Source organism: Terrabacter sp. 01T434 (assembly GCF_056398545.1).
This window is the reverse complement of record NZ_JBFTPP010000011.1, coordinates 75,152-95,960: the sequence shown is the minus strand read 5'-3', so window position 1 is coordinate 95,960 and position 20,809 is coordinate 75,152. Positions and strand designations below refer to the sequence as shown.

Here is a 20,809-nt window from a genome sequence, read left to right as displayed (position 1 = left end):
TGTTCCTGCAGTCTGCACCGCTGGTCAGCGGGCGTTCTCTCGCGTTGCTCGGCGGCGTCTCGTCACATCTCGGGCGTGCAGGTCACCGTGGCGCCTCCGGTGCTGATGGCCACCAGCCGGCTCCCGGCATACACGCGGCACTGCAGCTGGCCCGTTCCGGACACCACGCTGGCCGTCACGTGAAGGCGCGACGGCCGCTCGTTCAGGTGCACCGTTGCGGCGAAGGGGAGCGCACTGGACGACGTGTCGGTGGCGGAGTCGTTGGCAAACGTCTGGACAGAAGGTCCGCCGAAGGGGCGGCATCGGCCGTGGGGAGGCTCACCACCTCGACGCGAAGCGCGGTGGCACCGCCGGGCACCGCCACGGTCTTGGGCTTGCCTGGTAAAGCCGGGAGAACGCCCGACGTGTCGCCCGCCAGCTCGACCGTCACGGGGTCGACCGACATCGGGTCGACCCCGGGCGGCAGGTCTCCGCCCATGGGCACCTCGATGCCGGTGCTGCTGCCACCGGTGTAGGAGTACTCGTCGGAGCCGCTCGAGAAGTGGCCGAGCAGGAGCGGCACGAGCAGCAGCAGCCAGCCCGACCGACGTCGGCGGCGAGCCGGCCTGGTCGGTGGCGTGGTGAGCGTCGGCGGCACCGGTGCGGACCATGCCGTCGGCTCGTGCCTCGCGGGGTCCTGACTAGTTGGCTGGGGCGCCCAGGCCTCGGGCGGCAGGGCCGGGCCCGACGGAGCCGGACCGAAGCCCGGCGCACGGTCGGAGGCCCCGTTCGACACATCGTCCGGCGCATCGTCCGGGAAGGAGACGTGCCGGTCCTGCTGCGGGTCCGGGAGGGCCGGACGCAGGCGATCTGGATCGGACAACAGTGCCTCACTTCGACGGGTGGGACCACGGTAGGTCCTCTGGAGCCCCGTCGTCGCACCTCGGACCCCTCGGGTCGGCGCGGCGTTCCCATGCCCGCGACCGATCCGCAGCGCCCGGCATCCGGAGACGGTCAGTCGGCACGCGGGATATCGGTTCGGAGCGTGCCGCGTCGCGCGCCTATCCTGTCGACCATGCCCGACGAGCCCGCGAACGCACCCGCGCGCTCGCGGCCACCCCGACGTCGCGGTCGCCGCCGACCGGCCACGGGCGAGACGGCGTCCCAGCCGGGCGCGAGGTCCCAGACGTCCGTGGAGCCGAGCGAGCGTCGCAGCTCCGGTCGCGGCCCGGCTCCGCACCGCCAGGGTGGCCGCAGCCTGACACCGGAGCAGCGGGAGGCCCGCCGCGCCGCGCGGGCGGCCACGGTTCCGCGGATCACGTATCCCGAGCACCTGCCCGTCGTCGACCGGCGTGAGGACATCGCGGCCGCGATCCGCGACCACCAGGTCGTCGTCATCGCCGGAGAGACCGGCTCGGGCAAGACGACCCAGATCCCGAAGATCTGCCTCGAGCTCGGCCGGGGCCTCGACGGCGTCATCGGCCACACCCAGCCGCGGCGCATCGCCGCCCGCGCTGTCGCCGAGCGCCTTTCCGAGGAGCTGGCCGTCGAGCTCGGCACCGCCGTCGGCTACCAGGTCCGGTTCACCGACCAGAGCAGCCGCGACACCCTCGTCAAGGTCATGACCGACGGCATCCTGCTCGCCGAGATGCAGCGCGACCGCGACCTGCGCCGCTACGACACGATCATCATCGACGAGGCCCACGAGCGCAGCCTCAACATCGACTTCATCCTCGGCTACCTCAAGCAGCTGCTCCCTCGGCGCCCGGACCTCAAGGTCATCATCACCTCGGCGACGATCGACCCCCAGCGCTTCGCCGAGCACTTCGCCGACCCGGCCACGGGGGAGCCGGCCCCGATCATCGAGGTCTCGGGCCGCACCTTCCCCGTCGAGATCCGTTACCGCCCGCTCGTCGACCCCGACCGTCCCGAGGCCGAGGAGCGCGACATGGTGACCGGCGTCTGCGAGGCCGTCGAGGAGCTGTGGACCGAGCGGCACTCCGGGACGAGCAGCGACATCCTCGTCTTCTTCTCGGGCGAGCGCGAGATCCGCGATGCCGCCGACGCCCTGAACGGGATGAAGTTGCCCGTCACCGAGGTGGTCCCGCTCTACGGACGCCTCTCTGCCGCCGAGCAGCACCGCGTCTTCTCCTCCCACACCGGCCGCCGAATCGTCTTGGCCACCAATGTCGCCGAGACCTCGCTCACGGTCCCGGGCATCCGCTACGTCATCGACACCGGCACGGCGCGCATCAGCCGCTACAGCCAGCGCACCAAGGTCCAGCGACTCCCCATCGAGCCGGTGAGCCAGGCCTCCGCCAACCAACGCTCAGGCCGTTGCGGCCGTGTCTCCGACGGCATCGCGATCCGGCTCTACTCCGAGGACGACTACGCCAGCCGCCCCGAGTTCACCGACCCCGAGATCCTGCGCACCAACCTCGCGTCCGTCATCCTGCAGATGACGAGTCTGGGGCTCGGCGACATCGCCCGCTTCCCGTTCGTCGACCCGCCCGACAGCCGCCAGATCACCGACGGCGTCCGGCTCCTCGAGGAGCTCCAGGCCTTCTCGCCCGAGGACGACCAGCCCGCCGCGGGAGGTCGGCGGCGCCCGGGACGTCGCCTCACGGCATACGGCCGCACCATCGCAGCCCTGCCCATCGACCCCCGCCACGCCCGCATGGTCATCGAGGCCGACAAGCGTGGGGTGCTGCGCGAGGTGCTCGTCATCGTCGCCGCCCTGTCGATCCAGGACCCGCGCGAGCGACCGCAGGACAAGCAGGAGCTCGCCAACGCCGCGCACAAGCGCTTCGCCGACGAGACGAGCGACTTCGTCACTTGGCTGGGCCTCTGGGCCTACCTCAAGGAGCAGCAGAAGGAGCTGAGCAGCAGCGCCTTCCGCCGGATGTGCAAGGCCGAGTTCCTCCACTACCTGCGCATCCGCGAGTGGCAGGACCTCCACAGCCAGGTGAAGCAGGCGGCCAAGTCGGCCGGGCTCGACGTCAGCCGCGGGACCGTCCACGTCGGCGAGGGCGAGATCGACGCCGACGCGATCCACCAGTCGCTGCTCGCCGGCCTGCTCTCGCACGTCGGCGTCCGCGACGAGCAGAAGCGGGAGTATGCCGGCGCCCGCGGCACGCGGTTCGGCATCAGTCCCGGGTCGGCGCTCTTCCGCAAGCAGCCCCAGTTCGTCATGGCCGAGGAGCTCGTCGAGACGAGTCGCCTGTGGGCCCGGGTCAACGCGCGCATCGACCCGGTCTGGGCCGAGCAGCTGGGCGAGCACCTCGTCAAGCGGCAGTACTCCGAGCCGCGGTGGTCGGGCAAGCGCGGCTCGGCCGTCGCGACCGAACGGGTCACGCTCTACGGGGTGCCGCTCGTCGTCGGACGCGTCGTCGGCCTCGGTCGCGTCGACCCCGAGCTCGCCCGCGACCTCTTCATCCGTCACGCCCTCGTCGAGGGGGACTGGCACACCGAGCACGCCTTCCTCCGCGACAACGCGGCCCTCGTCGAGCGGCTCGGCGAGCTCGAGGCCCGCACGCGAAGGCGCGACATCGTCGTCGACGACAGCACGTTGATCGCGTTCTACGACAAGCGGATTCCCGCCGATGTCGTCTCGGGACGTCACTTCGACACGTGGTGGAAGAAGGCACGGCGCCAGACGCCCGACCTGCTGACCTTCACCGAGGAGCTGCTTCTGCGCGAGAGCGCGGGCAGCATCGCCGACGAGGACCACCCGACGACGTGGACCCAGGGCGAGAACATCCTGCCGGTCACCTACCAGTTCGAGCCCGGGTCGGCACAGGACGGCGTGACTGTCCACATCCCCGTCGAGCGGCTCAACCAGGTGACGCCCGAGGGCTTCGACTGGCAGGTGCCGGGCTTCCGCGAGGAGCTCGTCACGGCCCTGATCCGCAGTCTCCCCAAGGGGATCCGCCGCAACCTCGTGCCCGCGCCGGACCATGCGCGCGCCGTCCTGCCCGACCTCGACCCGACGTCGGGCCCGCTGCTCGTGGCGCTCGCGACGGTGCTGCGACGCCGGGCCGGGGTGGCCGTCACGCCGGCCGACTTCGAGACCGACCGCGTGCCGCCGCACCTGCAGGTCACCTTCAGCGTCGACGGCGCGGACGGCCGACCCATCGCCACGGGCAAGGACCTCGAGGCCGTTCGCGACACCGCGGCGCCACAGCTGCGTCGTCAGGTGAGCCGGGCGGGTTCCGGCATCGAGCGCACCGGCCTCACGTCGTTCCCCGACCAAGGGGTGCCCGAGTCCTTCGAGGGCGCTCAGGGCATCCAGGGCTTCCCGGCCCTCGTCGACACCGGGGCTGCCGTCGACCTGCGCGTGCTCCCGACCCGGGCCGAGGCCGACGCCGAGCACCGCCTCGGCGTGCGACGACTGCTCCTGCTCGGCATCAGCCCGCCATGGAAGCAGATCCTCGCCCGCCTGACGAACAGCCAGAAGCTCGCACTCGGGCACAACCCGCACGGCAGCGTCCCGGCACTGCTCGACGACTGCCTGGCCGCCGCCGTCGACGCCATCCGCGACGACGCGGTCACTGATCGCGCCGACCACACCGTGCGCAGCCGCGAGGACTTCGAGTGGGCCCTGTCAGCTGTGCGCACCCACACGAGCGCCAAGGTCGTGCAGGTCGTCGGCCTCGTCGAGCCGATCCTCGCCAAACACCTCGCCCTGACCAACCGCCTCGCCGAGCTCGACCGCTCGAGCAGCGCTGCCATCCGGCCGATGCTCGCCGACGTCCGCGCGCAGCTGCGCGAGCTCGTGCGGCCGGGGTTCGTCGCCGACACGGGCTTGCGCCGGCTCCCTGACCTCGACCGCTACCTGCGGGCGATCGCCCACCGGCTCGACAAGGCACCGGCCAACCTGGCGCGCGACGCACAGGCCCTCGAGCAGGTCGACCTCGTCGAGGGCCGCTACGCCGACCTGCTCGACGCGCTGCGGCCCGCCCAGCGCGGCGCAGCCGACGTCATCGACATCGGCTGGATGATCGAGGAGCTGCGGGTGTCACTCTTCGCGCAGACGGTCGGGACGGCATACAGCGTCTCGCCGCAGCGCATCCTCAAGGCGATCGCGAAGGTCCGCGGCTGACCCGTCCCGCGTCCCGCGCCGACGCCCTGCGCTGGGGAATCATGGGATGGAGCGGGGCGTTGCACCCTTCGACCCCGTACGACGAAAGGCCAGACCCGTGCAGGACCCGACCGAGCTCTTCCAGTTCGAGAGCGACACCTCACCCAGCCAGCTCCAGGAGCTGCAGGCATCGGTGCTCGTGGTCGCCCTCGGCGGATTCATCGACGCCGGCCACACCCAGCGACTGATGGCCGACCACATCCTCGAGACGCACGACTCGCGCGTCATCGCCTCCTTCGACGTCGACCAGCTGCTCGACTACCGCGGGCGCCGGCCCGTCATGGTCTTCGACCGCGACCACTGGAGCAGCTACGACGATCCGAGCCTGCTGCTCCACCGCGTCGTCGACAAGGAGGGCGTGCCCTTCCTGCTCCTCATCGGCCCCGAGCCGGACTACCAGTGGAACCGCATGGTCGAGGCCACGACAGCGCTCATCAGGACGTTCGGTGTCGACCTCACGGTCAGCGTCCACGGCATCCCGATGGCCGTGCCCCACACCCGTCCCCTCGGCGTCACCGCCCACGGCACCAACCCGCGTCTCGTGACCGGCAACGACCCGGCGTTCGGCACGGTCCAGGTGCCGGCGAGCTTCTCGTCCCTGCTCGAGTTCCGGCTCGGTGAGGCGGGTCTCGACGCCATCGGCTTCGCCGTCCACGTGCCGCACTACCTCGGACAGAGCGAGTTCGCCGACGCAGCCGTGCTCGGTCTCGAGCGCGTGCGTGCCGCCACCGGCCTCGACCTCGACCTGCGCGAGCTCGCGGCGACCGCCGGGCTCAACCGGGCCGAGATCAGCCGGCAGATGGAGGAGTCCGACGAGATCACGGCGGTCGTGCGGGCCCTCGAGCAGCAGTACGACACCTTCCTCGAGGGGCGCCAGCAGCGCAACCTGCTCGCCACCGACCTGTCCGACCTGCCCACGGCCGACGAGATCGGCGCCGAGTTCGAGGCGTTCCTCAAGGACGTCACCGAGGACGACGAGCAGTAGCCGTCTCCGCTCCCGATCCCACAGGTGGATGGAGGTATCCGGCTACCGGCTCTGGTCGCCGATCACCTCGGCCCACTGACCGTCCGGCTGGTCAGGCCTTGGCCTCGCTCCAGCGGCGGATGACGGAGGTGTCGGCGACGAAGCGGACGTCGTCGGTGCCGGCCCAGGTGCGGGCGGCGCTCGTGAGCGTGGCCTCGACGGCGGCTGCGGCGGCTGCTGCGTGCTGCTCGGGCACGTGCACGAGCAGCTCGTCGTGCAGGCACAGCACGATCTGGCCTCCCAGCGGACGCACCGCGTGGCGCACCGTTGCCGCCCAGGCCTTGAAGAGCTCGGCGGCGGATCCCTGGATGATCGCGTTGCGCGCGTAGCGGCCGCGGGCGCCGTCGGCGCCGGTGGCCGCGAACTCGGCGTTGCCTGACGGCTCGGGCGAACCCGGTTCGAGGGCCGGCAGGGGCACGCCGCCGAAGCGGATGAGCCGGCCGCCCCACGTGCGCACCGGTCGACGCGCCACACCGTCGGCGTAGGCGCGGTCGAGCAGCCCCATGGCCACGGGGTAGGCGCGCTCGAGGTCCTTGAGGGCCTCACCCGCCGCCCCCGAACGCTGGCCGTACATCGCCGCGAGCACGGCGACCTTGGCCTTGGGTCGGTCGGCGCCGAGCTTGGCCGCCACCGGGGCATAGAGGTCGTCGGCGCGGGTCGCCTCGGCGAAGGCCCGGTCGGCGCTGACGACCGCGAGCACCCGAGGCTCGATCTGGCCGAGGTCGGCCCGGACGAAGACGTGCCCCGGTGCGGCGCAGATCGCGGGTCTCAAGGGGGCCGGCAGGTTGTGCAGGCCGTTCTGGGCCGTCATGCGGCCGGCCGCGCCGTCGCACGCCGTCCAGCCGCCGCGCAGCCGGTCGTCGGACCCGACGTGGTCGTCCAGCCACCGGTAGCCGTAGGTGGTCGCGATCCGCTCGTCCTTGCGCCAGCGCAGGAGTGCGTCGACGAGTGGGTGCGTGTGCCGGTAGGGCTCGAGCACCCAGGCGCGGGTGTTGGGCACGTCGACGCCGGCGGACAGGAGCAGGTCACGCACCTGCGCGGGGTTGCGCAGGTCGGTGCGCTCGCGGCCGCGAGCGTGTCGCAGCACGAGTGCGTCACGCTCTCGGCGGATGCGTGCGGCGTCCGCGTCGTCGAGCGGTCGGGCTCCAGCGGAGGCGGCGATGAGGTCCTCGGCCGCCGCGCGGTCGACGGGCAGCCCGTCGCGCTCGAGCTCGAGGCAGAGCACGGCGGCCGCGGACTCGGACCACACGGTGCGCTCGAGGCGGGCGACGTGCGAGCCCCCGATGCGACCTAGAGCCTCGCGCTGAGCCCGCTGGCAGTCGAGCGCCAGCACCGCGAGCTCGCGCAGCCTCCTCTCGTCCGTCGCCCATCCCAGGGCGTCGGCCCGCAGGTGGCCGGCGGGGGTGAGCAGGTCCAGGTCGGCACCGGCCGCGACGTCGAAGAGATCGCCGTCGAAGCCGCTCAGGCGCGGTGCACGTGGTGCCGGCACGGTGGCCTCGTCGAGCCCGCGACAGCCCGCGACGACGTGGCCCGGTGTGGCCCACCAGCCACCGTGGACGATGCGGTGTGCCTCCGCGAGGTCCCACGTGCGCGACACCTCGACGCCGGCGCCGACGACACCCCGCAGCGTCGACGCGGCCGACCACACGACCCATCGCGGTCCGAGACGCCCCGTGGCCTCGACGAAGCGGCGTGTCACGTCGCCGAGCGGCCACGGCTCGTCGACACCCGGCCCCACGGCATACGCCCCGTGCGGACCGACGACGAGCGCGACGAGCGGGGGCCCGGACTCCTCGTCACTCAAGGATGCTCGCGATCCGGCCGACCGCGTCGCGGAGGATCTCGGGTGACGTGGCGAAGTTGAGCCGAGCATGCCCGCGCCCACCACAGCCGAAGATGGGCCCGGGGGACAGGGCGACGCGAGCGCGGCGCAGCACCTCACCCGCAGGGTCGTCGCCGAGGCCGACGCCGGTGAGGTCGAGCCACGCGAGATAGGTCGACTCCGGCACGACGAGACGGGCGCCCGGCAGCTGCTCAGCGACGAGGGCGGCGAGCAGGTGCCGGTTCGCGTCCAGCTCGTCGACGAGCCGGTGGAGCCAGCCGCGACCGTCTCGGTAGGCCGCTGTCTGGGCGATGACGCCCAGATGGCTCGCGCCGAAGGTGACGAAGGGGTGCAGCCGGCGGACGTCGTCGACGGCCGCGTCGCCGGGCACGATGATCGCCGCCTTGAGTCCCGCGAGGTTCCACGCCTTGGAGGCCGACGTGACGGTGACGCCGCGCTCGGTGCCCGGCACGGTGAGGTACGGCGTGAAGGTGCTCGTCGGGAGGACGAGCGGCCCGTGGATCTCGTCGGACAGGACGCGCACCCCGTGCGCGTCGGCCACGCGCGCGAGCGCCTCCAGCTCGGCCGGGGTGTGCACCGTGCCCGTCGGGTTGTGCGGGTTGGACAGGAGGTATGCCGCCCGGGCGCCCTCGGCGGTCAGGCCGGCGAAGACCTCGGCGAGCCGTTCGAGGTCGAGGCGGTGGTCGGCCCCGAGGGGCGCTTCGACGACCCGGCGTCCGCACGCCTCGATGACCTCGTAGAAGGCGTTGTAGACCGGCGGGCTGACGACCACCGGGCCCCCCGCGTCGGTGAAGAGGCCGAGGAGGTGGGTCACGCCGGTCAGGACGTCGGCCACGCGGGTGGTCGTCCGCGGATCGAAGTGCCACCCCCACTCGGCGTCCGCGAACGCAGCGACCTGGACGGCATACTCCTCGGTCAAGGCGTAGCCGGTGTCACCCCGCGACACGGCGGCACTCACGGCGTCGACGACGGCCGGACACGGGGCACAGTCCATCTCCGCGATCCACATCGGGATGACGTCGGACCCGTGCACGCCCCACTTGACGGACGTGCGGTCACGACGCAGGTCGGCCAGCGGCACCCCGAGGATCGGTGGCTGCGTCCTTCTCGTCTCGCCCATGGGGCGACCCTACGAGAGGGGACCGACGCGGTCGCGTGTGGTCCCGTGGCGCCGTCGACTGGGTACGAGGGTGCCACGGGCGACGCCGGCGGCTTACGGTGTCGTCGGCGGCGACCGAGCCGCGCAAAACAGACATCACAGACAGAGGCGGGAACTCGTGAGCATCTTGGGTTGGAGCAGGGACGCGACGATGAAGGCATCGGACGCGACCGCCGCACAGCTGCGCAAGGCGAAGGACGCCGGCGCGCTCGAGCGCGCCGCTCTGCCTGCCGAGGGAGGGCTCACGGGAGCGGCGACCCGACTCGTCGAACGTCTCCTCGACGTCGGCATCGACGGCAAGGGGCCCTTCGACCCCGCCCACGAGGTGGCGGCCAAGGCACTCGAGCAAGCCCATGGCGATCGCGAACAGGCCCTCCGGGTCATCGCGCGCGACCACCGCCAGCTCGGTGCCGTGGGCGGTTTCGCCACCGGCTTGGGCGGGTTCTTCACGATGCCGATCTCGTTGCCCGCCAACGTCCTGGAGTTCTACCTCCTCGCCACCCGCATGACGGCCGCCACGGCGAAGGTGCGGGGCTACGACATCGACCAGCCCGAGATCCGCTCGGCGATCCTGCTCAGCCTCGCCGGCGCCGACAGCGACGACCTGCTCAAGAAGGCCGGCCTGCAAGCCGCCGGAGGCAAGCTGTCGTCGGTCGCCTTCGACCGGCTGCCCGCACCGGCCCTGATGGTCCTCAACAAGGCCGTCGGCTTCCGCCTGCTCGGCCGTATCGGCCAGGGCACGTTCGCCAGGCTCGGGCGGGCCGTGCCCCTCGTCGGCGGACTCATCGGCGCGGCGGTCGACGTCTACATGCTCAGCCGCATCGCCAAGCAGGCCGCCAAGGAGTTCCCGGCCGTCGCGACCTTCGGGCCCTGAGCCCACCGGGTTGGGCGACCCAGACCTGTGAGGAGAGGGAAGATCACCGTTTCGCAACGCCGTCAGCGCGGGGGAATCGCCCCGGCCACTCGCTCGTTGGGCCGAGCATGAAGACCGCATCCGGCATCAAGATGGCAGCCACCGTCGCATCGGTCGTGCGCGCTTCCACCCGGCCTGGCGCACCGAGCATCCCGGAGCGGGTGCAGGCCGTGCCACGCCTTGTGCGCTGCACCCTGGAGCGGACGTATGCCGGCACGACCCTCAAGCGGCTCGGGCTCGTCGCCGGGGCGGTCGCCTACGTCGCGTCCCCGATCGACCTGCTGCCCGAGGCGATCCTCCCGGTCGTCGGCGCCGCCGACGACGCCGTCGTCATCTCGTGGGCGATCAAGGCGTTCTTCGAGGAGACCGATCGCTTCATCGCCTGGGAGGCCGGCCAGGGCGTGCGCGTGCGCCCGTCACGGCCCCCTCGTGAGAGGGCCGGCGTCCTCCGGCTGACGGCCCGTGCGACGGAGGCAACGACCGGCGGGACCGCTGGTGCGGAGCCGGCCACGAGTGCCGGTCGCGGGGACCGCGTGCGGCTGCCCGAGGGCGCGCGGCAGGCGGCCACCGACTACGTCCTCGAGTCAGTGCGCAAGCGTCTGGAGCGTTAAACCGTCGATCCACACCTCCTCGGCGTGAACGGCGCTCGTCCACAGGCCGCCCGACGTGGCTGTCCCCGGCGGAAGGCGGGGGCGAGGCTCGGTGCATGCCGAAGATCTCACTGTCCGGGCCGGCCGAGCTGCTGACCATCATCCCCTTCCACCTGGGCTTCCAGCCGGCACGCAGCGTCGTCGTGGTCTGCTTCCACGGCAAACGACTCGGACTGGTGGCCCGCCTCGATCTCGTCGACGCGCAGTTGGCCGCGGAGGCCGCTGAGCAGACCGTGCCGACCCTGCTCCAAGGGGCGCCTTCGTCCGTGGCCCTCGTGGGCTTCGAGGACATGCCCGACGAGTCCCTTCCCCTGCTCGAGGCCATTGCCGACAGCATCTCCGCCGATCGAGTCATGGTCCGGGAGCGCCTCGTCGTCCGCGACGGCCGTTGGCGTTCCGTCGGGTGCGACTGCTGCCCCGACGAGGGCTGGCTCCTGCCCGAGCAAGCCGACGTGCCTGCCGTTGCGAGCTACGTGGCCCTCGGGCACGCGGTGCTCCCGGACCGCGACGAGCTGGCCCGACTCGTCGAGCCGCTCGCACCGTCCGAGCCCCGGCACGACCTGGCCCTGGCGGCCATCGAGGACTGGCAGCGCCGCTACCGGGCCGCTGGAGGGTCGGTGAGCGACCTGCCGGGCCCAGGCGGCAGGCGCCGTCGGTTCCCGCGGCGCGCGAGCTCTGCGAGCACCGGGCTCGGAGTGCTGGACGGCGGCGACCCGTCCGCGCGCCAGTTCCTCGTCAACGACTCACTGGTCGCCTGGGGTGGGGTGCTGAACGGTGACATCGAGGGCTACGGCATCGAGCACTGGCTGCCGTCCCTCGTGGGGCCGCTCCGCGACGTCGAGGTCCGGGACGCCCTCATCGGATGGCTGTGCCCGGGCACGGTGCCGCTCGACACGTTCCCTGACGACCTCGTCGTCATGCTGGACGTGCTTCTCGGTCCGGAGCTGCGGCTCGCCCCGACGACCGGCGACGCAGGACTCGATTCAGCGCGTGACTCGGCCTGGGGTCAAGCGGGCGACGTCACGGGCGACGGCGGCGGGACGGGTGGCGACGTCGCGTCGCGGCTCACCGCTTCGGATCGCGAGGCGCTGCGGGCCCTCCACGAGCTGCTCGACCTCGGGTCTGCGCCTGCATCCGGCGTCCCGGGAGTGGAGCCCGACGCCCCGGCGGGGGACGCCGCCGACCGGCCCGCCGGTCCCGACGGAGTCCGCGGACGCGAGACGGATGAGAGCTGGGAGGACTGGGACGAGGCGACCCTGCCGCGCCTGGTGCTCGGACGCCTCGAGCCCGTGTGCCGACTCACCCCGGCCGTGCACGCAGCACCGCTGCTCTCGGTCGTCGCGGCGCTCGCGTGGTGGTGCGGCGATGGAGCACGGGCCGGGGTGGCCGTCGACCATGCGCTCGACCTCGAGCCCGACCACCGGCTGAGCCGACTGGTGCGCCGGTCGCTCGACCACGGCATCCGGCCGTCCCGCTGCGCGTGACCCACCCGCCCGCCCCGCGGGCGGGGGCGTCCATGTCGTGGACCGCTCGATCTCCTCCGGGTGGCGTCTCGCGTATGGTTTGACCAGGTCACGAGTACCAGCGACAAGCCCCGGCTCGCTGGTCGGCAACCCTCCTACGCGGTGGGGTGCCCCGGGTGAGGACCTGGCCGCGCTCGTCCCGGGTGCGTGCAAGCGCGAGGACCGAGGAGTACCCCGATGACCGTCACCCACCGGAAGCCGAGCTCGCGTCGTCCCGCGCGGCACGCTGCCGCTGGCACCGTGCCGTCCGAGGGCGTCGCCCCGCCGTCGTCCGGTCACGCAACGGCTGGGCCGAGGACGGCGGACCGGGGTGACGAGACGACGCTCCCTGCACAGCGCAGACCGGACGGGGCCTGGCGCGACGGCGATCCCGTGGGTGGGCGGCAGTTCGTGCGCATCGGTGACGTGGAGCTCGAGCGCGGAGGTGTGCTGCCCGACGTCCGCATCGCCTACGAGACGTGGGGCCGGCTCAACGACGCGGGCGACAACGTCGTGCTCGTCGAGCACGCGCTGACCGGCGACAGCCACGTCGTCGGTGAGGCGGGGCCGGGGCACCCATCACCCGGATGGTGGAACTCCCTGGTTGCCGAGGGCGGCCCGGTCGACCCCGACGAGTGGTTCGTCATCGCCTCCAACGTCCTCGGCGGCTGCCAGGGCAGCACCGGCCCGTCGACTCCCGCCCCGGACGGACAACCCTGGGGGAGTCGGTTCCCCTACGTCACCGTCCGTGACCAGGTCACAGCCGAGCGTCTGCTCCTCGACCACCTGGGCATCCGCCGGGTCGCTGCCGTCGTGGGCGGCTCGATGGGCGGCATGCGAGCGATCGAGTGGGCGGTCACGCATCCTGACGACGTCGACCGGTGCATCGTCCTCGCCTCGACCGCCCGCGCCACCGCCGACCAGATCGCCTGGTGCCAGCCGCAGCTGCTGGCCATCCGTCACGATCCCGACTTCGCGGGCGGGGACTACTACTCGAGCGACCGCCGCCCGGACACCGGCCTGGGTCTCGCGCGTCGCATCGCCCACATCACCTACCGCACGGAGTCCGAGCTCGACGAGCGCTTCGGGCGCTCCGCCCAGCTCGGCGAGGACCCGTTGCGCGCCGGTGACCGAGGTCGCTTTGCCGTCGAGTCCTACCTCGACCACCACGCCGGCAAGCTGGCGCGACGTTTCGACGCGAACTCCTATGTCGTCCTGACCGAGGCGATGAACTCCCACGACGTGGGCCGGGACCGGGGCGGTCTGCCGGCTGCCCTGAGCCGCGTCAGCGCCGACTGCACCATCGTGTCGGTCGACACCGACCGCCTCTACCCACCGCGCCTCTCGGACGAGCTGCACGCCGCCCTGCCCTTCTCCGAGCGTGCGCACATCGTCTCCGACTTCGGCCACGACGGATTCCTCATCGAGGAGGAGCAGGTGGGCCGGATCGTCCGAGGCGCGCTGGACCGCCGCCGCGGCTGAAGCCGCCTGGGCACGTCGGCGCGGTGCGCGCGGGACGCACCGGACGTGCCTCGATATCGGGTACGGTGCGAGCACTGGTTGTTTCCGTCCCAAGGAGGTCCGGGAAAGTGGCCATCGTCGTTGGTTATGTCGCCACCAAAGAAGGTCGCGCGGCGCTCAAGCGAGCCGCCGAGGAGTGCGTCCTGCGCGGTGCGAAGCTCGTCGTCATCAGCTCCCACCGTGGAGGCAAGGACTTTGACGCGGACGAGGCCAGGGAGTTCGAGAGCGAGCTTGCCCGCGTGCAGGCGATCCTCGAGGAGAAGGGGCTCGAGCACGAGGTGCGGCAGCTGGTCCGGGGCAACGACCCCGCCGAGGACCTCATCTCCGTCGCCGAGGAGGAGAAGGCCGACTTCATCGTCATCGGGCTTCGGCGCCGCAGCCCGGTGGGCAAGCTCATCCTCGGCTCCAACGCGCAGCGGATCCTGCTCGACGCGAGCTGTCCCGTCCTGGCGGTCAAGGGCGAGTGACGCGTCGGGGGTCGCCTACGGGCGGGTCCCATCGGCCTCGTCAGCCGATCAGCGCCGTGCGCGGGTTCGCCGTCCGTTCGCTCAGATGGCGTGTGCCGTTTTATAATGTCGGAGTACCGGATCGCACCAGGCGCACCGAGAGCTCGAGACAGGGATCGACTCCGACAGGCCACGCCCTCCCGGCACCAAACCCCATTCTTCTTCGTTGTGATGATGCATGCCCGAAACCGGGGTGATCAACCGACGAGGCCTGCGACGAAAGGCGACTGCATCCGTGCCCAAGGCAACAACCGCTGGAGCTCCGAAGACCCTGCCGAAGGTGTTCCAGCACGAGGCGATCATGCAGCTCCTGGTCAAGGGCAGCACTGACGGCACCATCACCGGAACGGAGATCGCCCGCGCCCAGGTCGATGCCGGTCTGGACCTGAAGCAGATGAAGCCGGTCCTCACCACGCTCGAGGCCCACGACATCGAGATCGTCGTCGACGCGCCCCACGCCAGCACGACGAAGAAGACCCGAACAGGGACCAAGGGAGGCACTGTGGCCACCGCACGCACCAGCACGGCCGCGGCGACGAAGTCCGCGACACGGACGACGACCGCGACCGCGGCGACGAAGACCGCCGCCAAGAAGACCACCACCAAGAAGGCTGCGACCAACGCCGGCGTCGCCAAGGCGGCTGCCAAGCCGGTCGCGAAGAAGACGGCGGCGAAGAAGACCGCGGCGAGCAAGGCCGCGACGCCGGCCGACGGCGTCGTCGTCGAGGCTGAAAGCCCCGACGACGCCGAGCCCGCGGACGCCCCGGTCGGCGAGCTCGAGGACGTCGTCGTCGAGCCCGTCGACGCCGACGAGGACTCCGAGGACGGCGTCGTCCCTGCCGTGGCCGCCAAGACCGAGGAGACCGAGGAGTCCGGCTTCGTCATCCGCGACGACGACGAGGACGACGCCCCGGCCCAGCAGGTCGTCACGGCCGGCGCCACGGCCGACCCGGTCAAGGACTACCTCAAGCAGATCGGCAAGGTCGCCCTCCTCAACGCCGAGCAGGAGGTCGAGCTCGCCAAGCGCATCGAGGCGGGCCTGTTCGCCGAGGAGAAGCTCAACTCCGGCGACAAGATCGACATGAAGCTCAAGCGTGAGCTGTGGTGGATCGCCCAGGACGGCAAGAAGGCCAAGAACCACCTGCTCGAGGCCAACCTGCGACTGGTGGTCTCCCTCGCCAAGCGTTACACCGGTCGCGGCATGCTCTTCCTCGACCTCATCCAGGAGGGCAACCTCGGCCTCATCCGTGCCGTCGAGAAGTTCGACTACACCAAGGGCTACAAGTTCTCGACCTACGCGACGTGGTGGATCCGCCAGGCCATCACGCGTGCCATGGCCGACCAGGCCCGCACCATCCGCATCCCGGTCCACATGGTCGAGGTCATCAACAAGCTCGCCCGTGTGCAGCGGCAGATGCTCCAGGACCTGGGCCGCGAGCCCACCCCGGAGGAGCTCGCCAAGGAGCTCGACATGACCCCGGAGAAGGTCGTCGAGGTCCAGAAGTACGGCCGCGAGCCCATCTCGCTGCACACCCCGCTCGGCGAGGACGGCGACAGCGAGTTCGGTGACCTCATCGAGGACTCCGAGGCCGTCGTCCCGGCCGACGCCGTGAGCTTCACGCTCCTGCAGGAGCAGCTGCACTCGGTGCTCGACACGCTCTCCGAGCGTGAGGCAGGCGTCGTGTCGATGCGTTTCGGCCTGACCGACGGCCAGCCGAAGACGCTGGACGAGATCGGCAAGGTCTACGGCGTGACGCGCGAGCGCATCCGGCAGATCGAGTCCAAGACGATGAGCAAGCTGCGTCATCCGAGCCGCAGCCAGGTGCTGCGCGACTACCTCGACTGACGGTCAGCGCTTCCGTCGCGGTCCAGCGGGTCAGGTTCCCTTTCGGGTACCTGACCCGCTGTCGTCCGCGCCGCCTCGCCGGGCACGAGGGGGACGGTCTCCGGCATGGCGGCGTCGATGCCAACCGATGGGATCCGCGCCGGTGAGGGGCGCTTCGAGAACGCCGGACGGCGGGGCCGGCCGCCGGTAGGCTCGGATCGTGCCTGTTCTCCGAGCTGGACGAGAGTACTCTGGCGCTGGCCGACCCCAACTCGGCCCGCGTACCCAGATCGTCGGCTGACCATGGCCGAGCTCGCCGACCGACCTGACGTCGGGCCGCGCGAGTGGGCGGAGCGCGTTCCGGGCCTGCGTCTGGCCCGCTCCTATGAGCCCTCGTGGCTCCCGAAGGACATCGTCGCGGGGCTGGTCCTGTCCGCGCTGCTGGTGCCGCAGGGGATGGCGTATGCGCAGCTGGCCGGGCTGCCGCCCGTCACGGGTCTCTACACCTCGATCCTGTGCCTGATCGGGTATGCGGTGTTCGGCCCCTCCCGCGTGCTCGTGCTGGGACCGGACTCGTCCCTGGGCCCCATGATCGCGGCGACGATCGCCCCCCTGCTGCTGTCGGGCGGAGACCCCGCGCGCGCCGTTGCGCTCGCATCGATGCTGGCCGTCATCGTCGGCGTCGTCATGGTCGTCGCGGGACTGGCAGGGTTCGGGTTCGTCGCCGACCTGTTGTCGAAGCCGACACAGATCGGCTACATGAACGGGCTCGCGCTGACCATCATCATCGGCCAGCTGCCCAAGCTCTTCGGCTTCTCCACCGATGCCAACGGTCTGGTCGCCGAGACGAGCGCCTTCCTGTCTGGCCTGTTCGCCGGTGAGGCCAACCGTACGGCCGCCCTCATCGGACTCACCGCGCTCGCAGGCATCCTGCTCCTGAACAGGTTCATCCCCAAGGTCCCGAGCGTCCTCGTGGTCGTGGCCCTGACTGCCGTGGCGGTGAACCTCTTCGACCTCGAGGCCCACGGGGTCGACACGATCGGTGTGCTGCCGCAGGGCCTCCCCGCCTTCACGGTCCCGCACGTCACCTGGGGAGATCTCCCGCCGCTGGTGCTGGGCGCCCTCGCCATCGCCGTCGTCGCGCTCGCCGACACGATGTCCACGGCCTCGAGCTTCGCCGCCCGCAAGGGCGTCCGGGTCGAGGGCAACCAGGAGATGATCGGCATCGGGGCCGCCAACATCGCCGCCGGCGCCTTTCAGGGTTTCCCGGTCAGCACCAGCGGATCGCGCACTGCGGTCGCGGACCAGGCCGGCTCGCGGACCCAGGTCACGGGGATCGTGGGTGCCGTCGTGATCGCCGTCGTCCTGCTCTTCGCCAACTCGCTCATGCGGTACGTGCCCCAACCGACCTTGGGTGCCGTCGTCATCGCGGCCGCCGTGTCGCTGACCGACGTCGCCGGGGTGCGTCGGCTGTGGCTGCAGCGCCGGACGGAGTTCCTCCTGTCCCTCATCGCCCTGCTCGGCGTGGCCCTGCTGGGCGTCCTGCCCGGCATCCTCGTCGCGGTGGGGCTGTCCATCCTCAACGTGTTCCGCCGCACCTGGTGGCCGCACCAGGCCGAGCTCGGCCGCGTGGAGGGGATCGCTGGGATGCACGACACCGAGAGCTATCCCGATGCGGCGCGGTTGCCCGGGCTGGTGGTCTACCGATTCGACGCCCCGCTCATCTTCGCCAATGCCCGGAGCTTCGGCGAGACCGTCCGCGAGATGGCTGAACGCGATCCGACGTTGCGCTGGATCGTCGTCGCCGCGGAGCCGATCACCGACGTCGACACCACGGCCGCGGACATGCTGGAGGAGCTCGACACCTGGCTGAACGCGCGCGACGTGTCCCTGGTCTTCGCGGAGATGAAGGACCCGGTTCGAGCGAAGATCGAGCGGTACGGCTTGACGCGCACCATCGCGCCAGAGCATTTCCTCCCGACCGTGGACGAGGCCGTGGCCGAGTACAAGCGCCGAACCGGCATGAGCTGGCGAGACCCGAAGGAGCCGACATGACGACATCCGATCCGGCCGCCGCACCCGGCGCGGGCCCCACCCCGATGCGCAGGGCCTCGGCAGCACTTGCGCTGACAGCGTTGGCGGCGGCGTTGCTCTTCGTCGTCGTCGTCTCCATCCGCCGATGGGACGTCCTGCTGGTGAGCGTGCTCTCGCTCGGGCTCGCGGTGGTGGCCGCCTGGTACGTGGTGTCGCGCCGAGGACTCGTCCGAGCCGCTGCTGCTGCGCTCGTGGTGGGTGCGCTCGTCGTCTTCGTCGTGGTGATCCTCGCGAGCGAGAGCGGTCGCGTGCTGGCGGTCGGGCTGGGTCTCGCCGCCATCTCCGCAGTGGCGGCCGGCTACGCACTACCCCCGACCGCGCAGCCCGACGCCGCCGACGCCGCACGCAGGGCCAAACACGCGGTCCTGATTATGAACCCGCGGTCAGGGGGAGGCAAGGTCGCGCGGTTCGGGCTGGTCGAGCTCTGTCGGCAGCGGGGCGTCGAGGCCCATGTGCTCACCCCTGGCGAGGACCTACGAGCAGTGGCCGAGGCCGCCGTGGCCGAGGGGGCGGACCTGCTCGGTATGGCTGGGGGTGACGGATCGCTGGCGATCGTCGCCTCCGTCGCGAGCCGACACGACCTGCCCTTCGTCGTGGTGCCGGCCGGCACGCGCAACCACTTTGCCCTCGACCTGGGAATCGATCGCGAGGACGTCCCGGGCGCGATGGATGCCTTCGACGACGGAGTCGACCGGCGCGTGGACCTGGCCGAGATCAACGGGCGGGTGTTCGTCAACAACGCATCGATGGGGGTGTACGCCAAGGTCGTCCAGTCGGCGGACTACCGGGACGCCAAGGTGCAGACCGCCTCGGCCCTCCTGCCGGACATGCTGGGTCCCGGAGCCAGACCCCTCGACCTGCACTACAGGCTGGCGTCCGGGGAGGAGGCCGTCCCCGGCCAGCTCCTGCTGGTGTCGAACAACCGCTACGACCTGGCGCACCTGCGCGGCGGAGGGACGCGCGACCGCCTCGACGCCGGGGTGCTGGGAATCGTCGCACTACGGGTCAGCTCTGCTGCGGATGCGGAAAGGGTGACTCTCCTGGAGATGGCGGGCCAGGTGCAGCACTTCGCCGGGTGGAACGAGTGGACCGCGTCCCAGTTCGAGGTGGACTCGTCCGGGCCCGTCGAGGTGGGCGTCGACGGCGAGGCCCTCGTCCTGGATCCACCGCTGCGCTTCGTCATCCGGCCGGGGGCCGTCACCATCAGGCTTCCGCGTGCGGCGCTGCAGAGGGCGCGCGACAGCCACCCGGCGCGGATGACCCTGAGGTCGACGCCGGTCGAGCTCTGGCAGACGGCGACCGGCGCCGGTGCGAGGGCCGGATGAGGCCAGTGAGCGGTCCGACCCCTCCCGAGTCCGTCGAGGCCCGGCTTGCCGAGCGCTTCTCGGCTCGGGACGATCCCCGGCTGTCGAGGGTCGTGCGGATGTTGCGCTCCTTGGACTCGGTCGACCGGGATGTCTACCGGGCTGTGGCACGGCTGCCCACGGCATGGCTCGACACACCGCTGCGCCGAAGCTCGGACTTCGCCGACTTCTCCAAGCCCTGGCTCCTGACGGCGGGCGTCCTGGCCGCGGTCGGGGGAGCGAGAGGGCGCCGAGCCGCCCTGACGGGACTGGCCGCGATCGGGGTGACCTCGTTCCTGGTCAACCAGCCGATGAAGCTGGCAGCCCGTCGCCGCCCCCACCGTTCGCGGCTGGGCGTGCCGCAGACGCGGTGGGTCGGTATGCCGTCGTCCGCCTCGTTCCCCTCCGGCCACTCCGCGTCGGCCGCGGCGTTCTGCGTCGCGGTCAGCCGGGCAGTTCCCGAGCTGCGCTGGCCACTGCGGGCGGCGGCAGGGGTCGTGGCGTTCTCACGCGTGTACACCGGGGTCCACTACCCGGGGGACGTCGCGGTCGGCGCCACTGTTGGTGCCGGCTTGGGACAGCTGGCATCGATGGTGGCCTCGCGGCTGGGCGACCGTCAGTCGGGGGCTTCGCCACCGGCACCGGTGCGCACCGCCGGGTCGACGACGTACGCGGCGAGCAGCCCGACCCCGAGTCCGAGGGCGTAGCCAGCAACGACCTCCGTCAGGGTGTGCACGCCGAGCATGAGCCGATCGAGACCTACGACGAGCGCCACCAGCACCCCGACCACCAGGACGAGCCGCCGGCGCGCGCGTAGCCGCACGAACAGGGCCGACAGGACGCACGCCACCGTGACCGCCGCTGCGATGTTCGACGCGTGGCCGCTCGGCATCGCGCTCGAGGTGTACTGGAGGATCGGGTCGACCACCACGGGCCGCGCCAGACCGACGTACTGCTTGAGTGCGCTGGTGACCAAGGAGGTGACAGCGATCGCCAGCACGACGTAGGCGGCTGCCCGGCGCTGCCCCTTGATCAGCAGCAGACCGGCCACCACGGCGGTCGCGATCGCGCTGGCCACGGTGCCGAAGGCGGAGGACACCCACACCAGCGGACGCTCGAGCCACGGCGCCGAGGGCCGCCACCGGTCTGGACCGAGCATCAGCACGTGGTCCCACTGGGTGAGGACCGACGGCCGGTGCGCCGCCACGACACACAGTGCCAGGCAGGTCACGGTGCCGGCAGACCCCCAGACGAGGAACCGTCGGCGCGTGCGCTGGGTGAAGGCCACCTGCGCGGTCAGCCGGTGGTGG

15 protein-coding genes and 1 riboswitch are annotated in these 20,809 nt (G+C 71.6%); of the genes, 11 read left to right on the top strand and 4 right to left on the bottom strand.

Going from position 1 to position 20,809, the window contains the following annotated elements:
* Positions 1-202 precede the first annotated feature (202 nt).
* Complete coding sequence (locus AC1DIW_RS19860; protein WP_478110358.1) at positions 203-862, bottom strand: hypothetical protein; 660 nt, start codon at positions 860-862, stop codon at positions 203-205.
* 192 nt (positions 863-1,054) lie between these two features.
* Between AC1DIW_RS19860 and hrpA the strand changes: the two genes are divergently transcribed.
* On the top strand, positions 1,055-5,080 hold the full coding sequence (gene hrpA, locus AC1DIW_RS19855) for an ATP-dependent RNA helicase HrpA (RefSeq protein WP_478110356.1): 4,026 nt from the start codon (positions 1,055-1,057) through the stop codon (positions 5,078-5,080).
* A 97-nt stretch (positions 5,081-5,177) separates the two neighbouring features.
* Complete coding sequence (locus tag AC1DIW_RS19850) at positions 5,178-6,104, top strand: proteasome assembly chaperone family protein (RefSeq protein ID WP_478110354.1); 927 nt, start codon at positions 5,178-5,180, stop codon at positions 6,102-6,104.
* 91 nt (positions 6,105-6,195) lie between these two features.
* Here AC1DIW_RS19850 and AC1DIW_RS19845 read toward each other — a convergent pair whose 3' ends face one another.
* Together AC1DIW_RS19845 and AC1DIW_RS19840 are read right to left on the bottom strand one after the other, a co-directional pair.
* A complete protein-coding gene (locus AC1DIW_RS19845) occupies positions 6,196-7,947 on the bottom strand; it encodes a DNA polymerase (RefSeq protein WP_478110353.1) in 1,752 nt (583 codons plus the stop codon).
* Positions 7,940-9,106: a MalY/PatB family protein gene (locus tag AC1DIW_RS19840; protein ID WP_478110351.1), complete on the bottom strand. Its 1,167-nt coding sequence runs from the start codon at positions 9,104-9,106 to the stop codon at positions 7,940-7,942. The genes AC1DIW_RS19845 and AC1DIW_RS19840 overlap by 8 nt, the downstream gene beginning before the upstream one ends.
* Positions 9,107-9,263: 157 nt before the next feature.
* Here AC1DIW_RS19840 and AC1DIW_RS19835 point away from each other — a divergent pair, with 157 nt between their 5' ends.
* The 9 genes from AC1DIW_RS19835 (at position 9,264) to AC1DIW_RS19795 (ending at position 20,206) form a co-directional block, all read left to right on the top strand.
* Positions 9,264-10,019 carry an EcsC family protein gene (locus AC1DIW_RS19835; RefSeq protein ID WP_478110349.1) on the top strand — a complete coding sequence of 252 codons (756 nt, stop codon included), beginning with the start codon at positions 9,264-9,266 and terminating at the stop codon, positions 10,017-10,019.
* Between the two features lie 107 nt (positions 10,020-10,126).
* Positions 10,127-10,669, top strand: a complete 543-nt coding sequence (locus AC1DIW_RS19830) for a YkvA family protein (protein ID WP_442279893.1) — start codon at positions 10,127-10,129, stop codon at positions 10,667-10,669.
* Positions 10,670-10,764: 95 nt separating this feature from the next.
* Complete coding sequence (locus AC1DIW_RS19825) at positions 10,765-12,192, top strand: DUF4192 domain-containing protein (protein WP_478110348.1); 1,428 nt, start codon at positions 10,765-10,767, stop codon at positions 12,190-12,192.
* 86 nt (positions 12,193-12,278) lie between these two features.
* Positions 12,279-12,393, top strand: a riboswitch (SAM riboswitch).
* A 15-nt stretch (positions 12,394-12,408) separates the two neighbouring features.
* A complete protein-coding gene (gene metX / locus AC1DIW_RS19820; RefSeq protein ID WP_478110346.1) occupies positions 12,409-13,692 on the top strand; it encodes a homoserine O-acetyltransferase MetX in 1,284 nt (427 codons plus the stop codon).
* A gap of 107 nt (positions 13,693-13,799) precedes the next feature.
* Positions 13,800-14,198 carry a universal stress protein gene (locus tag AC1DIW_RS19815; RefSeq protein ID WP_442279884.1) on the top strand — a complete coding sequence of 133 codons (399 nt, stop codon included), beginning with the start codon at positions 13,800-13,802 and terminating at the stop codon, positions 14,196-14,198.
* Between the two features lie 319 nt (positions 14,199-14,517).
* Complete coding sequence (locus tag AC1DIW_RS19810) at positions 14,518-16,083, top strand: RNA polymerase sigma factor (RefSeq protein WP_478110343.1); 1,566 nt, start codon at positions 14,518-14,520, stop codon at positions 16,081-16,083.
* 282 nt (positions 16,084-16,365) lie between these two features.
* Entirely contained in the window at positions 16,366-18,117 is a 1,752-nt protein-coding gene (locus AC1DIW_RS19805; RefSeq protein WP_478110341.1) for a SulP family inorganic anion transporter, read from the top strand.
* Positions 18,114-19,481 (top strand): diacylglycerol/lipid kinase family protein, encoded by a 1,368-nt coding sequence (locus AC1DIW_RS19800; RefSeq protein WP_478110340.1) that lies wholly within the window; start codon positions 18,114-18,116, stop codon positions 19,479-19,481. Before AC1DIW_RS19805 ends, AC1DIW_RS19800 begins: the two co-directional genes overlap by 4 nt.
* Positions 19,482-19,486: 5 nt before the next feature.
* Positions 19,487-20,206: a phosphatase PAP2 family protein gene (locus AC1DIW_RS19795; protein WP_478110339.1), complete on the top strand. Its 720-nt coding sequence runs from the start codon at positions 19,487-19,489 to the stop codon at positions 20,204-20,206.
* Here the strand turns inward: AC1DIW_RS19795 and AC1DIW_RS19790 are convergent.
* Entirely contained in the window at positions 20,116-20,787 is a 672-nt protein-coding gene (locus tag AC1DIW_RS19790; RefSeq protein WP_478110337.1) for a phosphatase PAP2 family protein, read from the bottom strand. The genes AC1DIW_RS19795 and AC1DIW_RS19790 overlap by 91 nt on opposite strands.
* Between the last annotated feature and the right edge of the window lie 22 nt (positions 20,788-20,809).